We start from the raw sequence: 16,230 nt of genomic DNA, 5'->3' as shown, positions 1-16,230 counted from the left end.
CCAGATTCGCGGTTAAACAGCGGCCTGAATAATCACATCATCCGCTTTCTTGGTGTAACTATCCATACGATGGAAGTTCAGATAGCGGTAGGTATCGGCAGCTGTTGCATCGATCTGCTTCGCATACTCCAGGTACTCTTCCTTGGTCGGGATGCGACCCAGAATAGCACCGACAGCAGCAAGCTCAGCTGATGACAGGTAAACATTAGCACCAGTACCCAGACGGTTCGGGAAATTACGGGTTGAGGTCGACATAACCGTCGCTTCATCCGCAACTCGCGCCTGGTTACCCATACATAATGAGCACCCCGGTGTTTCAATACGTACCCCGGCACGGCCAAAGATACCGTAGTAACCTTCTTCCGTTAGCTGATCCTTATCCATCTTGGTTGGCGGAGCAACCCACAGACGCGTATCCAACTGACCACCGAACTTCTCAAGCAGTTTACCTGCCGCACGGAAGTGACCGATGTTGGTCATACAAGATCCGATAAAGACCTCATCGATTTCAGTTCCCTGCACATCAGACAGCAGACGCGCATCATCCGGATCGTTCGGTGCACACAGGATCGGCTGAGTGATATCTGCCAGATCGATTTCGATCACATGCGCGTACTCTGCATCTTTATCGGCTTCCATCAGCTCAGGGTTAGCCAGCCACTCTTCCATCGCAGTAATACGGCGCTCGATGGTACGGCGATCGCCATAACCTTCGGAGATCATCCACTTAAGCATCACAATGTTGGAGTTCAGGTACTCGGCAATCGAGTCTTCAGATAGCTTAACAGTACAGCCAGCCGCACTACGCTCAGCCGAGGCATCAGACAGCTCGAACGCCTGCTCGACAGTCAGGTGCTCAACACCTTCAATTTCCAGTACTCGACCGGAGAATTCGTTGACCTTACCGGCTTTCTCAACCGTCAGCAGACCCTGCTTGATCGCATAATAAGGGATGGCATGAACCAGATCACGCAAAGTGATCCCTTCTTGCATCTCGCCCTTGAAGCGAACCAGAATAGATTCAGGCATATCAAGCGGCATCACGCCGGTTGCCGCGGCAAACGCGACCAGACCAGAACCGGCCGGGAACGAGATACCCAGCGGGAAACGGGTGTGCGAATCACCACCAGTACCGACAGTATCAGGCAATAGCATGCGGTTTAGCCAAGAGTGAATAACACCATCACCCGGACGCAGAGAAACACCACCACGGTTCATGATAAAGTCAGGCAATGTATGGTGGGTATTCACATCGATTGGTTTTGGATAGGCCGATGTATGGCAGAACGACTGCATAGTTAGCTCGGCAGAGAAACCAAGACATGCCAAATCTTTCAGCTCATCACGGGTCATAGGACCCGTCGTATCCTGAGAGCCGACGGTCGTCATTTTAGGCTCACAGTATGTGCCCGGACGGATCCCCTCGACACCACAGGCCTTACCGACCATCTTCTGCGCCAGGCTGTAGCCTTTTCCGGTATCTTCTACTTCGCCAGGACGGCGGAACACATCAGATGAAGCCAGACCAAGTGACTGACGAGCACGATCTGTCAGGCCACGGCCAATGATCAACGGAATACGGCCGCCGGCACGCACTTCGTCAATCAGGACATCTGTTTTAAGGGCAAAGGTAGAGACGACTTCATCACTGTCATGGCTGCGAACTTCGCCTTTGTACGGGTAGACATCAATCACATCGCCCATGTTTAGGGCTGTCACATCCACTTCGATAGGCAGTGCACCGGCATCTTCCATTGTGTTGAAGAAGATTGGGGCGATCTTGCCGCCCAATACATAACCACCAGCACGTTTGTTCGGCACATTCGGGATATCATCACCCATGAACCACAATACCGAGTTAGTCGCCGACTTACGGGATGAACCGGTACCGACAACGTCACCGACATAAACCAACTGGTGGCCTTTTTCTTTAAGCGCTTCGATTTGCTTAACCGGGCCAATCGCACCTGGCTGCTCAGGCTCAATGCCTTCACGTTCATTCTTCAGCATCGCCAAGGCATGCAGCGGGATATCCGGACGCGACCAGGCGTCTGGGGCCGGAGACAGGTCATCGGTGTTAGTTTCACCGGTAACCTTAAACACGGTAAGGGTAATTTTTTCAGCCAGTTCAGGTTTAGACAGGAACCATTCGGCATCAGCCCATGACTGAATAACTTGCTTGGCAAATTCGTTACCTGCCTTGGCCTTCTCTTCTACATCGTAGAAAGCATCGAACATCAGCAAGGTATGAGAAAGGGCTTTAACGGCGATAGGCGCAAGCTCGCTATCATCAAGAAGTGCAATCAGCGGTTCAATGTTGTAACCACCTTGCATGGTGCCCAATAGCTCAGCCGCTTTTGCATTGCTGACAATCGGGGATGCAGCTTCACCTTTGGTGAGGGCTGCAAGGAAACCGGCTTTCACATACGCCGCTTCATCAACACCAGGGGGAATACGGTTTTCAAACAGATCCAGCAGGAAGGCTTCTTCACCCGCTGGTGGATTTTTCAGGAGCTCAACCAGAGCTGCAACCTGCTCAGCATCGAGTGGTTTAGCAACAACTCCTTCTGCAGCACGTTCTTCGACGTGTTTACGGTAGGCTTCAAGCACGACATATTCCTCTTATTTCGGTTTAGCCTAGTGGCCAAACATCCTTGGAAGTGATTGATCTATTCTGCACAATGCGCCCTGTCATTCTTCTTACTAAGCGCTCACTACAGGCAGAAGAGACCAAAACCGTTCAACCAGCATACCATTTTTAACTTAAAATTAAAAATCACCCTCTTTTTACAACATTCACACTTTGAGCATAATTATGACGTAGCGCCTACGACTTTAGCCTTATAGCGCCGCGCCAAAGAACAGGTAATAGGCATTGTTATTCTGCTCCGTCTGGCCGTATGCAAAGATAAGCGGCCCGAATGGCGTCGTAATACCGGAGAACACACTGCCGGCCCAATACATCTGGGCTTCGTTGAGCGGGATATCGCTATCGTTATACACCCCGCCCCATTCTACAGAACTGCCGACATACACCGTCGAATTGAACAGCCCAAAATCCTGCTCCAGCAGATGGTAACGGTATACAAGGGCACCGAAGAGTTTGTTGTTGCCGGACAGGCTGTTTTTCGGGATCCCCGACAGGTTCAAAAAGCCGCCGAGCTCTTTGGGATCCAGGCTTAGGTTTTCATCCGACTTCACTCTGCCTATCTCGGCCTTGCCCATGAGGGTATGATCCCCGATCGTATAGGCACCTTTCCATTTGGCGTCGATATGAAAAGCAAGATCGGTCAGCTCCAGCCCCAAAAACTCGTTGTTGTCATCCGATGCGGCAAGCTCGACCTGTAACAAATTTCCGCGTTTCGGCAGCATAAACTCGTCCAGGGTATCGAGGGTATAACTCACATATCCAATCTGGCTTTCCCGCTTCTCCTTGCCAAGATCACCAAAAATGCCCGGAAATTCAGTCTCGCCATAGATATAGCGAAGACCTATCCGAAACTCCTGCCATAGCTCCGGCTGCCAGCCAAACGAAGCATCCAAAATCGTGTCGTTGTAGGTCGCCGGAATAAAGCTGTCGATTTCTTCGAGGCTTGGCTCCTCACCAATTGCAGGCACGTTTTTCTCGGAGTTTTTATACTCGGCACTAATCTGGCTAAACCATTCCTGATTTTTGATAAACGGCAGGTACAGCCCGGTCGCAATCCGTTTGTCGGTCCCGTATTCCAACTCAGTCCGCCACTCTGCCCCGGCTTCGCTTAGCCCGGTCACATTAAACGCCACGCCTATCGAATAATCGGTACTGTTTTCGAAGTCATCTTCCAGGGCAAACCGGAGATCAATAAAGTTAGGTCCCCAGCTCTTCTCCTTAACTTCGACCAGCACCACATTCTCGCCTTCCTCACTCTGGATCCGGTAGTCAATCCGCTCAAAACGATCGAGGGCATACAGATTTCGTACGCTTTCCGCCAACTCTTCAGAGCTAATGCGCGAGCCCGGCTCGAGCTCCAGCCGATCCAGCAACACCTGATCCGAATAATGGCTGTTGTTAACCAGCTGAATATCATCCACCTTCAACTGATCAAGATGGTTCAACGTGCGACGCTTGAGCTGTTTGCTGTCTATATAATTCTGATACCAAATAGACCCACCCAAGCCTTTGAGCTGTTCTTCCAGTGCCATGGCAGCCGCATAGCCGTTTTCAAAAGCCATTGGCATCTGCTCAAAATCTGCCGTCGTGATCCCCTGAATATCAGGGCGGATCAACACATCCTCGTCACTTAATAGTTTTATCTGCCGAGTCGCATTATCACGCACCATGAAATCGGTCAGCTGATCCATCACGGCAAAGTAATTGTTGAGATCATCACGGCGCTTAAACTCATTACTGATATCAACGGCAATCACAATATCAGCCCCCATCGCCTTGACGACGGAAACAGGCAGGTTGTTGGTGATCCCGCCATCCACCAATAGCTTGTCACCCAGCTCCATCGGCGGCAGTAGCCCCGGAATCGACATACTGGCCTGCATCACTTCGGCCAAGTCACCACTTACCAATATAACCGGCTCCAGGTTTTCGATATCGGTCGCCACCGCCCGATAGGGAATAGGCAACCGATCAAAGCTTTTCATCGTTGGCAGATTGCCGGACGTGGTGCGCAGGATTTCACCCATGCTCTGTCCCTGGACAAAACCACGGGGTACCTTCAGCTCCCAGAAATCAAAGCCAATTTCACTACTAACCTGAAAGCGGTCCTCCTGTTGCTTCTCCCTGACCCGACGATCGCTGCGCTGGACCCGGTCCTCGTAGCCTTTGCCCCAGTCCACCGTCGTCAGCAGCGCTTCGATATCATCGGCACTCATGCCGGTCGCATAGAGGCCGCCGACATAGGCCCCCATGCTGGTTCCCACGATATAGTCCACCGGGATCTGCATATCTTCCAGCGCCTTGAGCACCCCTATATGGGCAGCCCCCTTGGCTCCCCCGCCACCTAGCACGACACCAATTTTTGGCCGTTCTGCAGCAAAAACAGGCTGATAGAATAGCACCTGAATTAATGTGAGAATTATCACTAAAGTAATGTAACGACTCGGCAGATACATGCACAGAGAGAGATTTCTAACAGATGGCTTTATTTGGGTCATTGGCAACTTTTTCCATGAACGAGCAGTTCGTTCATTACTATATCGATAAGCAGCTAGCATTATGAAGTTCAACCAGCTCACCATTAAACAAAAACTAATTATGGCGATGATCCTCGCCGTACTTGCCTCAACAGTCCTTGTTGGCGCTATTGGTCAAAACCAGGCCCGCAGCGTGGTAGAAAGCCGTTTGCTTGAATCAGAGCTACCGGCAAACCTGATGCAGATCCGCAATACTATCGACAAGGAAGTGTCACTGCTACAGTCCGCGGCGCAACAATTGGCAACAAACCGTTTTATTACGGATATGTATAAAGAAAACGGCCGTCCGCAGCAAGAAGATCGACTGATAAAACAGCTCAATGATATCAGAACTCAATACAACCTGTTTGACGCGTCTGTTGCGGATCGTACGACAGGCAACTACTGGAACCAAAATGGCTTTCTTCGCCGCCTTAACCAGCAGCAGGACAGCTGGTTCTACGGCTTTACCGGCAGCGGCAACGCCAATATGCTCAACGTATTCCAGGAAGCGAACGGCGAGGTCAAACTGTTTGTTAACTATCAGCAACTTAACGGTCGCGGCATGGCGGGCCTCTCAAAGTCTATGGACGAAATGGTCAGGTTCATTAACCAGTTCAAGCTGGAACAAACTGGCTATGTCTACCTCACCGATGCCAGCGGCATGGTGCGTCTGCACAAAGACAAGAGCAAGATGGGCGGCAGTGATCTGAACCAGCTGTACGGCACCGAGGTCTCTCGCCAGCTGCTGAACAAGGATGACTTCAACGTTGCCGAAGCGACTATTAACGGCAGCGATACCCTGATTGCCACCAGCTATATCCCTTCAATGGAATGGTATGTAGTCGCCGAACTACCCAAGGAAGAAGCCTTTGCCGGACTGAACCAGGCACGCAACCAAATCATGGTCTGGACAGCCGCTATCGCAGCAGTATTTGTCCTGATGGCGATCTGGCTCGGTAGCAACATTACCCGCCCTATCGAACGCCTTGCTGCTGTATTCAAAGACCTTGGCGAAGGCGAAGGCGACCTTCGCCACCGAATCGATATCAAAGGCAAGGATGAGATCGCCCAGCTGTCAGAAGGCTTCAACACCTTTATCGGCAAGATCCACTACTCGGTGCGTGAAGTGGCCGAAACTGGTAATTCATTACGCAGCGCTGCAGAATCGGTCGCTTCCCAGGCTCAGCTGACCCTGGATAACAGTAACACCCAGCGTGACCGTACGATTCAGGTGGTCACCGCTATCAACCAAATGGGCGCAACGGTTAACGAGATTGCCGGCAACGCCGCACAGGCCGCCGATGCCGCTCATAATGCCGAATCCGAGACCCAGAACGGCCAGGCCGTTGTCGGACAGGCACGCGACAGCATCAGCCAGCTATCCAACGATGTATCCAACGTCAGCGAGGTGATCGAATCTCTTGCCAACAATACCCAGGCTATCGGTAGCATCCTTGACGTGATCCGCGGTATCTCGGAGCAGACTAACCTGCTGGCGCTCAATGCCGCAATCGAAGCAGCCCGTGCCGGCGAACAAGGCCGTGGCTTTGCCGTCGTGGCCGACGAGGTACGCAGCCTGGCAAGCCGGACTGCCGACTCGACAGACGAGATCCAAACTATGATCAACCGCCTGCAGGAAGAAGCCAGCAATGCGGTTAGCGCTATCGTACAAAGCCGCCAGCTAACCTCTGACGGTGTCTCGGCAGCCGACGAGGCATCCGGCGCACTGGTGTCTATTGCCGATCGCATCACCCTGATCTCCGATATGAACACCCAGGTTGCAACGGCTACCGAAGAACAGTCAACGGTCGTCAACGATATCAACTGCAATATCGAGGAAATCAACGAGACGACCCAGCGCACAGCCGATACCGCCACCGAACTGGCTCACTCGAGTCAGGAGCTGCGCGAGCTGTCCAAGCGCCTCGATGACATGGTAGGAACGTTCAAGCTGTAACGGCTTTAACCCCACTAGTCCTCCCCTTAATAAGGGGAGGGAATACAAAGCTCACCAGTTCTCCCCCTTTTCAAGGGGGAGCTACAGGGGTTCCTCCCTGTACGCCTTCACAATCAAATTCGCAACTATCTAAAAACGCAAAATAACATTATTCTGCACGGGCATTATTTTGTGACACCCTCCAAACTTTAATATGTCGCATAGGCGTATTTTTGCAGCTCAATTTGATCAATAACTAAAACCAACAATGAAACTCACTAAAATTGCAATTTCTTCCCTTCTGGCTTGCGCATTCGCATCTGGTTCCGTATTCGCCGATCCTAAATTGCCGGGTACCGAAACCGGGTACAGCTCAATCCAAATCATGCAGCAGGGGGAACCTGCCCAGCTTCATTGGGTATCGGTTGAGGAGATTGAAAAGAGCCTAGAGGGCAAGGAGCCAATGACAGTCGGTTTTGATATCGACGACACGGTGCTGTTCAGTTCGCCAGGCTTTTACCGCGGACAGCAAGTGTTCTCGCCAAATGGCTACAGCTACCTTAAATCTCAGAAGTTCTGGGATAAGATGAACTGTGAATGGGAAAACTTCAGCTTGCCAAAAGAGATCGGTAAGAAGCTGATTGCTATGCACCAGAAGCGTGGCGACGATATTTACTTCATCACCGGCCGTACAGGTTCGGAGTGTGAAATTTCCACTCAGTACCTGAAGGATTCATTCGGCATTAACAACATGCACAAAGTGATTTTTGCCGGCTCTAGCAAGACAGAATATACCAAGACCAAGCACATTAAGGCGCACAATATCAAGATGTACTACGGTGACTCAGACGGCGATATCATCTCTGCACGCAATGCCGGAGCAGAAGGGATCCGTATCATGCGTAACGCCAGCTCTAGCTACAAGCCGGTGCCGCAAAACGGAATCTACGGAGAGAAGATCGTGAAGGACTCTCAGTACTAATACCAATCAGACAGTTATCCAAATTGGTATATTATCCAAAAACCAAAAAAGCGCCCTGGGGCGCTTTTTTCATATCTTTTGAAGCAGCAAGAATTACTTCTTACGCTTAACCGCTTTCGGGTTTGGAAGGTCAGTGATAGAACCTTCGAATACTTCAGCAGCAAGACCCACTGATTCGTGTAGCGTTGGGTGAGCGTGGATAGTCAGAGCAATATCCTCTGCATCACAACCCATCTCGATCGCCAGACCGATTTCACCCAGAAGCTCACCACCGTTGGTACCAACGATAGCACCACCGATCACACGGTGCGTGTCTTTGTCGAAGATCATCTTCGTCATACCGTCTGCACAGTCAGAAGCGATTGCACGACCAGAAGCTGCCCATGGGAATGTCGCCACTTCGTAGTTGATGCCTTCGGCTTTTGCTTCTTTCTCTGTCTTACCAACCCATGCCACTTCTGGCTCAGTGTAGGCAATTGAAGGGATAACTTTAGGATCGAAGTAGTGCTTCTTGCCAGAGATAACTTCTGCCGCAACGTGGCCTTCATGCACACCTTTGTGAGCAAGCATTGGCTGGCCAACGATGTCACCGATAGCGTGGATGTGCGGTACGTTGGTACGCATCTGCTTGTCAACGTTAATAAAGCCGCGCTCGTCAACCTCGATACCCGCTTTCTCTGCATCAATCAGCTTACCGTTTGGTACACGGCCGATTGCCACAAGTACAGCGTCGTAACGTACAGGCTCAGCTGGTGCTTTCTTGCCTTCCATTGAAACGTAGATACCGTCTTCTTTCGCTTCAACTGCCGTCACCTTAGTTTCCAGCATCAGGTTGAATTTCTTCTTGATGCGTTTGGTGAAGACGCGAACGATATCCTTGTCAGCTGCAGGGATCACTTGATCGAACATTTCAACAACGTCGATCTGAGAACCTAGCGAGTGGTAAACCGTACCCATTTCCAGGCCGATGATACCGCCACCCATGACCAACATCTTCTTAGGTACTTCTTTTAGCTCAAGAGCGTCAGTTGAGTCCCAGATGCGTGGGTCTTCATGCGGGATGAAAGGCAGCTCGATAGGACGAGAACCTGCCGCAACAATCGCGTTGTCGAAGTTAACCGTTGTCTGGCCTTCTTCGCCTTCAACTACGATAGTGTTAGGACCGGTGAATTTACCGTAACCGTTAACAACGTTAACTTTACGCATCTTAGCCATACCGCCAAGACCGCCAGTCAGCTGAGTGATTACTTTTTCTTTCCAGACACGGATCTTGTTGATATCTGTCTGCGGCTCACCGAACACAACACCGTGCTCAGCCATCGCCTTCGCTTCTTCAATAACTTTAGCTACGTGAAGAAGGGCTTTTGATGGGATACAACCCACGTTCAGACATACACCACCAAGCGTGCTGTATTTTTCGATTAGAACCGTATCTAGACCTAAGTCCGCGCAACGGAATGCCGCAGAGTAACCAGCAGGGCCTGAACCCAACACCACTACCTGGGCTTTAATTTCTTTACTCATCATGACCTCGTTGTAGTCTTTTATCCCTAACAGGCTATCAGGTAAGTTGTACTTATTTGCTGTTGTACATTCTTCTTTCAGATTGCCAACAAGTTTACAGACCTGTTAACAAAGTGAAAAGTATATTGCCATAGCCTGTGAGCTACACAACAATTCCATGCCTGCTGTTGCAGGCATGGCGTTGCGGATGTGAAACCTTAAAGCACCAAACGGCGGATATCTGATAGACAGCCGTTCAGGTAAGTGATGAAGCGTGCACCTTCGGCACCGTCAATCACACGGTGATCGTATGACAGTGACAGTGGAAGCTGTAGGCGTGGTTCGAACTCTTTACCGTTCCACACTGGCTTCATTTCAGACTTAGATACACCCAGGATACCGACTTCTGGCGCATTCACGATAGGTGTGAACGCAGTACCACCAATGCCGCCAAGGCTAGAGATGGTGAAACAGCCACCCTGCATGTCTGCCGCAGTCAGCTTACCAGCACGTGCTTTCTTAGACACCGCCATCAGCTCTTCCGAAAGCTCGTAGATACCTTTCTTGTTTACGTCCTTGAAGACAGGAACAACAAGACCGTTTGGCGTATCTACCGCGATACCCACGTTTACGTACTTCTTCAGGATCAGGCTTTCACCGTCTTCTGATAGAGAAGAGTTGAACGCTGGGAAGGCTTCAAGCGCTTTCGCAACTGCTTTCATGATGAATACTAGCGGAGTGATCTTCATGCCGCTGTCTTTCTTCGCTTCAATCGCGTTCTGCTCTTTACGGAAAGCTTCAAGCGCTGTGATGTCTGCGTTGTCCCACTGTGTAACGTGAGGGATCATCACCCAGTTACGGTGTAGGTTAGCACCAGAGATCTTCTTGATGCGAGAAAGCTTCTGAACTTCGGTTTCACCGAACTTGCTGAAGTCAACTTTCGGCCATGGTAGTAGACCCAGTGCAGAGCCGTCACCTTTGCCAGATGCCGCAGCACCCGACTCAAGACGCTTAAGTGCTTCTTTAACGAAGTTCTGTACGTCTTCTTTCAGGATACGGTTCTTACGACCAGTACCTTTAACCTTAGACAGGTTAACACCGAACTCGCGAGCAAGACGGCGAACAACTGGAGACGCGTGAGCGTAGTCGTTGTTTTCCTGGAAGTCGCCTGCGGCCGGCGTCCCGGTAGAAGCTGGCGCTGCTGCTGGAGCAGATGACGCTGCTACCGCAGGAGCAGGAGCCGCTGCTGGAGCTGCACCCGCCACCTCGAAGATCATGATTAGCGAGCCAGTCGACACTTTGTCACCTGCTGCAATCTTGATTTCTTTAACCTTACCAGCAAACGGTGCAGGTACTTCCATAGAAGCCTTGTCACCTTCAACAGTGATCAGAGACTGCTCTTCTTCAATCATGTCGCCTACAGCTACCATGATTTCAGTCACTTCTACTTCGTCGCCACCGATGTCCGGTACGTTAACTTCTTTCGCTGCAGATGCTGCAGGAGCCGCCGCTGGCGCTTCTGCGGCTACAGGTGCTGCTGGAGCGCCTGAACCTGCTGTTTCGAAGACCATGATAAGTGAGCCAGTCGAGACTTTATCGCCTGCCGCTACTTTGATCTCTTTTAGGGTACCGGCAAATGGTGCAGGTACTTCCATTGATGCTTTGTCGCCTTCAACAGTAAGAAGAGACTGTTCTTCTTCGATGCTGTCGCCGACTGCAACCATGATTTCAGTCACTTCTACTTCGTCACCGCCGATGTCCGGTACGTGAACTTCTTTCAGTTCAGCCGCTGCTGCCGGCGCTGGAGCAGCAGGCGCTGCTTCAGCCGCAGGAGCAGGTGCTGCAGCTGCAGCACCCTCGGCTTCGAAAATCATGATTAGAGAACCGGTAGAAACCTTGTCGCCTTCAGCCACTTTGATTTCTTTAACGATACCCGCCTGAGAAGCTGGTACTTCCATAGAAGCCTTGTCGCCTTCTACAGTGATCAGAGACTGCTCTTCTTCAACCTTGTCGCCAACGCTAACAAGAATCTCAGTGACTTCAACCTCATCCGCACCGATGTCAGGTACATTAATTTCGATTGCCATGTTTAATTTACCTCTTACGCGTATAGCGGGTTGATCTTGTCAGCGTCGATGTCGAACTTCGCAATTGCTTCAGCAACTACAGACTTCTCAACATCACCACGCTTAGCCAGCTCGGTCAGTGCAGCAACTACGACGTAGCCTGCGTTAACTTCGAAGTGACGACGTAGGTTCGCACGGCTGTCAGAGCGGCCGAAACCATCAGTACCAAGTACTTTGAAAGACTCAGAAGGCATGAACGCACGAACTTGCTCGGCGTAGTTCTTCATGTAGTCAGTTGCAGCGATTGCAGGCTCAGTACCCATTACCTGTGCAATGTAAGGTACTTTCTGCTCTGCTTCTGGGTGAAGCATGTTGAAACGCTCAACGTCCTGACCTTCGCGAGTTAGTTCGTTGAAAGACGTTACAGAGTAGATGTCAGAAGCGATACCGTAGTCGTCGCTTAGGATCTGAGCGGCTTTACGAACTTCGTTCATGATCGTACCAGAGCTCATTAGCTGAACTTTAGACTTATCACCCGCGTAAGATTCTAGCTTGTAGATACCCTTACGGATGCCTTCTTCAGCGCCTTCTGGCATTGCTGGCATCGCGTAGTTTTCGTTCATAACCGTTAGGTAGTAGAACACGTTCTCTTGCTCGCCGTACATGCGACGGATACCGTCTTGCATGATCACAGCAACCTCGTAAGCGAACGTTGGGTCGTAAGAGATACAGTTAGGAACAGTGTTAGCCATGATGTGGCTGTGACCGTCTTCGTGCTGCAGACCTTCGCCGTTCAGGGTAGTACGACCTGCTGTCGCACCCAGTAGGAAACCACGCGCCTGCTGGTCACCTGCCATCCACGCCATGTCGCCCACACGCTGGAAGCCGAACATTGAGTAGTAGATGTAGAACGGGATCATTGGCAGATCGTTGGTGCTGTATGACGTTGCCGCAGCAACCCATGAAGACATAGCACCCAGCTCGTTGATACCTTCCTGTAATACCTGGCCCGAAGTTGCTTCTTTGTAGTAAGAAACGATGTCACGATCCTGCGGTGTGTACTGCTGGCCGTGCGGGTTGTAGATACCGATTTGACGGAACAGGCCTTCCATACCGAAAGTACGTGCTTCGTCAGCAATGATAGGAACGATGTTCTTACCGATGTTCTTGTTCTTAAGTAGAACGTTTAGCGCACGAACGAATGCCATAGTCGTAGAGATGTCACGCTTTTGCTCTTCTAGCAGTGGCTTGAACTCTTCTACTTCTGGGATCACTAGTTCTTCAGTGAAGTTAGGCAGACGCTGTGGCGTGTAGCCGTGAAGTGCGTTACGACGAGCGTGTAGGTACTCGTGCTCTTTCGAACCTTCTTCCAGTTTCAGGTAAGGCAGGTTCTTAACGTCTTCATCAGAAACAAGGTCTTGCAGGCCTAGGCGGTTGCGCAGGTGCATAACAGAAGACATGTCCATCTTCTTAACCTGGTGCGCAATGTTCTTACCTTCAGCCGCTTCACCCATGCCGTAACCTTTAACAGTCTTAGCAAGGATAACAGTTGGACGGTCTTTGGTTTCTGCCGCGTTCTTGTATGCCGCGTACAGCTTAGATGACTCGTGACCACCACGCTTAAGCGCGAAGATTTCATCGTCAGTCATATCAGCAACCAGTGCTGCTGTTTCTGGGTACTTACCGAAGAAGTGCTCACGAACGTAAGCGCCGTCTTTCGACTTGAATGTCTGGTAGTCACCGTCGATAGTCTCGTTCATAAGCTGTAGCAGCTTGCCCGAGGTGTCTTTCGCCAGTAGAGAATCCCAGTTGTTACCCCAGATAACTTTGACTACGTTCCAGCCAGCACCTTTGAACAGGCCTTCCAGCTCCTGGATGATCTTGCCGTTACCCATTACCGGGCCGTCAAGACGCTGCAGGTTACAGTTGATTAGGAAACATAGGTTGTCCAGCTTCTCACGCGCAGCGAATGAAATCGCACCACGTGATTCTGGCTCATCCATCTCACCGTCACCCAGGAAGGCATAAACGCGCTGCTCAGAAGTATCTTTCATGCCGCGGCCTGCCAGGTACTTAAGGAAACGAGCTTGATAGATAGCAGAGATTGGACCCAGACCCATAGATACAGTCGGGAACTGCCAGAACTCAGGCATCAGTTTAGGGTGCGGGTATGAAGGGATACCTTTACCGTCTACTTCTTGACGGAAGTTATCTAGCTGCTCTTCTGTCAGACGACCTTCAACAAACGCACGAGAGTAGATACCCGGGGAAATGTGGCCCTGGTAGTAAACTAGGTCACCACCGTCCTTCTCGTTCGGAGCACGGAAGAAGTGGTTGAAACAAGTCTCATAGAACGCCGCAGCAGACTGGAAAGATGCCATGTGGCCACCCAGCTCAAGATCTTTCTTGGAGCCGCGTAGTACGATCATTGCAGCATTCCAACGGATGATCGCGCGGATACGGCGCTCAAGCGTTGTGTCGCCAGGGTAAGCTGGTTCTTGATCTGATGGGATGGTGTTGATGTAGTTGGTAGTGATACCTGTTGGCATATCTACGCCATCAAGACGTGCTTTATCCAGTACTTGCTCTAGTAGGTACTGTGCGCGCTCTACACCTTCTTCACGAACGACTGATTCAAGGGCTGCTAGCCACTCTTGAGTTTCCAGTGCGTCCACGTCATTTTTCATGACTTCAGACATGCGATCTATCCTTTCGTTGATAATCTACAAAACTTAATACCAATCGTGTGTTTTATATCCGCTGAATGAACAGATAATTATGACGACTGGTATATTGTCGCGACTGTTTACTACCCGGCTCGACGTATAATGAGCGGTACTAATCCAGCCCGTCCTTGCGTTGTTGAATCCGACGAAGAGAGCGTTCACGTCTGCTATCTTCACGCGATAAATCCAACAAGGTTTCCTCGATATAAGCCAAATGTGCATGTGATGCTTCACGGGCCTTTTCCGGCTCGCCAGAAACAATCGCCTGGACAATATTGGCTCGATGCTTTCTCACCTTCCCCACCACATCTTGGCGGCGGTTCAGGAGTTCAAAGTTTTGTAATACGTTTTGCTCCAGCAATGGTGCAAGGCTGCGGATAATGTGCAGGAGTACCACGTTGTGGGCGGATTCGGTCACCGCGATCAGGTACTGCATGACTGCACTGGCTTCGGCCTTCATATCGCCTTGCTGCTGGGCATCTTGTATCCGCTTATGGCAGTCACGAATACGAGTGAAATCTTCTTCGTTGCCTCGCAGGGCTGCATAGTAAGCAGCCAGGCCTTCTAGGGCGTGACGAGACTCAAGTAAATCTAGCTGGGTTTCCGGGTGGGCGCTCAGCAAATCCAGCAGCGGCTCGGAAAAACTCTGCCATAGTTTTTCCGTCACAAACGTGCCCCCGCCCTGACGGCGAGTCAGGAGGTTTTTAGCTTCAAGACGCTGGATAGCTTCCCTTACTGACGGGCGTGAAACGTCGAATTGCTTGGCCAGCTCGCGCTCAGGCGGCAGCTGCTGACCCGGAGACAGGGTGCCTTCCAGGATCAGGTGCTCTAGTTCCTGCTCGATGGCATCGGAGAGCTTTGGTTGGCGAATTCGTTTATAAGTCATTTTTTTCGTTATGCTTCTTGTACTTATAGCGTTTCGGATAACCCGTTAGTGGGTAAATTGGTATTACCAATTAAATTATGGAAGGAAAGTTTACATAAATAATTGAAGATGTCCACCAGCAACTTGATGGAAATCATAGAATGGAGGGGGATTTAACAAAAATTTCAACTTATGAAAACTTGTTAAAACATAGAGAACATCATTCATCAACAGTCATGAAAGGAAATATGGGCGAAAAATCGTTTAATGGTCTGACCAATTTGAAAATGACAATTTTCCACCCGACGGTCACTATTTTTCCAGCAGCGCTGTTTTAAACGCCCGCCAATCGAAGGCGATACCGGGATCTGTTTTACGCCCGGGTGCAATAAACTCGTGCCCGGTGATCCGTGAAGCATTGATGTCAGGGTAATGTTGAATAATAACCCGGGTCAGCTCAGTCAATGTATTGTACTGGGCCTGGGTATAAGGGAGGGTATCCGTTCCTTCCAACTCGATTCCGATTGAGTAATCATTGCACTTGTCACGGCCAGCAAACTGCGACACGCCGGCATGCCAGGCACGACAATCAAACGGAACGAACTGGATAATATCGCCATTCCTTCTAATTAAACAGTGAGCAGAGACACGAAAGCCTGAAATTAACTCGAAATAGGGATGTTCCTCCGGGTTCAGTTGACCGGTAAAAAGCTGCTCGATATACGGGCCGCCAAACTGCCCCGGCGGCAGGCTGATATTGTGGATCACCAGCAGCGAGATATCCTGGCTGTCTTCTCGCTGATCGTAGAAGGGGGACGGGACATGCTTAACACCTTCGAGCCAGTGGGTATTGTCGATTGTTAACATTTCTTGATACTTCCTGATCTTGTTGCCCAGCGGTACTGGATACTGCTGGCAGGTTTCACCAGCTACGGGGCAATGTCAAGCGCCTCTCCTTCTCCCGCTTTTCAGACTACGGGGAG

General features: G+C 50.6%; 9 protein-coding genes. 2 read left to right on the top strand and 7 right to left on the bottom strand.

Annotated features, from left to right (window positions below; translation table 11 throughout):
• Positions 1-12 precede the first annotated feature (12 nt).
• Entirely contained in the window at positions 13-2,610 is a 2,598-nt protein-coding gene (gene acnB / locus L4D19_RS20895; RefSeq protein WP_428454094.1) for a bifunctional aconitate hydratase 2/2-methylisocitrate dehydratase, read from the bottom strand.
• 231 nt (positions 2,611-2,841) lie between these two features.
• Entirely contained in the window at positions 2,842-5,148 is a 2,307-nt protein-coding gene (locus tag L4D19_RS20890) for a patatin-like phospholipase family protein (protein ID WP_428454093.1), read from the bottom strand.
• Positions 5,149-5,209: 61 nt separating this feature from the next.
• Here L4D19_RS20890 and L4D19_RS20885 point away from each other — a divergent pair, with 61 nt between their 5' ends.
• Together L4D19_RS20885 and aphA are read left to right on the top strand one after the other, a co-directional pair.
• On the top strand, positions 5,210-7,126 hold the full coding sequence (locus L4D19_RS20885) for a methyl-accepting chemotaxis protein (RefSeq protein WP_428454092.1): 1,917 nt from the start codon (positions 5,210-5,212) through the stop codon (positions 7,124-7,126).
• A gap of 247 nt (positions 7,127-7,373) precedes the next feature.
• A complete protein-coding gene (gene aphA / locus L4D19_RS20880; protein WP_428454091.1) occupies positions 7,374-8,087 on the top strand; it encodes an acid phosphatase AphA in 714 nt (237 codons plus the stop codon).
• A 93-nt stretch (positions 8,088-8,180) separates the two neighbouring features.
• Here the strand turns inward: aphA and lpdA are convergent, their stop codons facing one another.
• The 5 genes from lpdA to ampD form a co-directional block, all read right to left on the bottom strand.
• Positions 8,181-9,611, bottom strand: coding sequence for a dihydrolipoyl dehydrogenase (lpdA, locus tag L4D19_RS20875; protein ID WP_428454090.1), 1,431 nt, complete (start codon positions 9,609-9,611; stop codon positions 8,181-8,183).
• Positions 9,612-9,808: 197 nt separating this feature from the next.
• Positions 9,809-11,677 carry a pyruvate dehydrogenase complex dihydrolipoyllysine-residue acetyltransferase gene (aceF, locus tag L4D19_RS20870; RefSeq protein WP_428454089.1) on the bottom strand — a complete coding sequence of 623 codons (1,869 nt, stop codon included), beginning with the start codon at positions 11,675-11,677 and terminating at the stop codon, positions 9,809-9,811.
• Positions 11,678-11,691: 14 nt separating this feature from the next.
• Positions 11,692-14,355, bottom strand: coding sequence for a pyruvate dehydrogenase (acetyl-transferring), homodimeric type (gene aceE, locus L4D19_RS20865; RefSeq protein WP_428454088.1), 2,664 nt, complete (start codon positions 14,353-14,355; stop codon positions 11,692-11,694).
• A 139-nt stretch (positions 14,356-14,494) separates the two neighbouring features.
• Entirely contained in the window at positions 14,495-15,268 is a 774-nt protein-coding gene (gene pdhR / locus L4D19_RS20860) for a pyruvate dehydrogenase complex transcriptional repressor PdhR (protein ID WP_075762343.1), read from the bottom strand.
• Positions 15,269-15,559: 291 nt separating this feature from the next.
• The gene (gene ampD / locus L4D19_RS20855) at positions 15,560-16,114 is read right to left on the bottom strand and encodes a 1,6-anhydro-N-acetylmuramyl-L-alanine amidase AmpD (RefSeq protein ID WP_075762344.1); all 555 of its coding nucleotides are present in this window, start codon (positions 16,112-16,114) and stop codon (positions 15,560-15,562) included.
• Positions 16,115-16,230 lie beyond the last annotated feature (116 nt).

Source organism: Photobacterium kasasachensis, assembly GCF_050336885.1.
Lineage (GTDB): Bacteria > Pseudomonadota > Gammaproteobacteria > Enterobacterales > Vibrionaceae > Photobacterium > Photobacterium kasasachensis.
The sequence above is the reverse complement of the archived record's forward strand: the minus strand, read 5'-3'. Positions and strand labels throughout refer to the sequence as shown.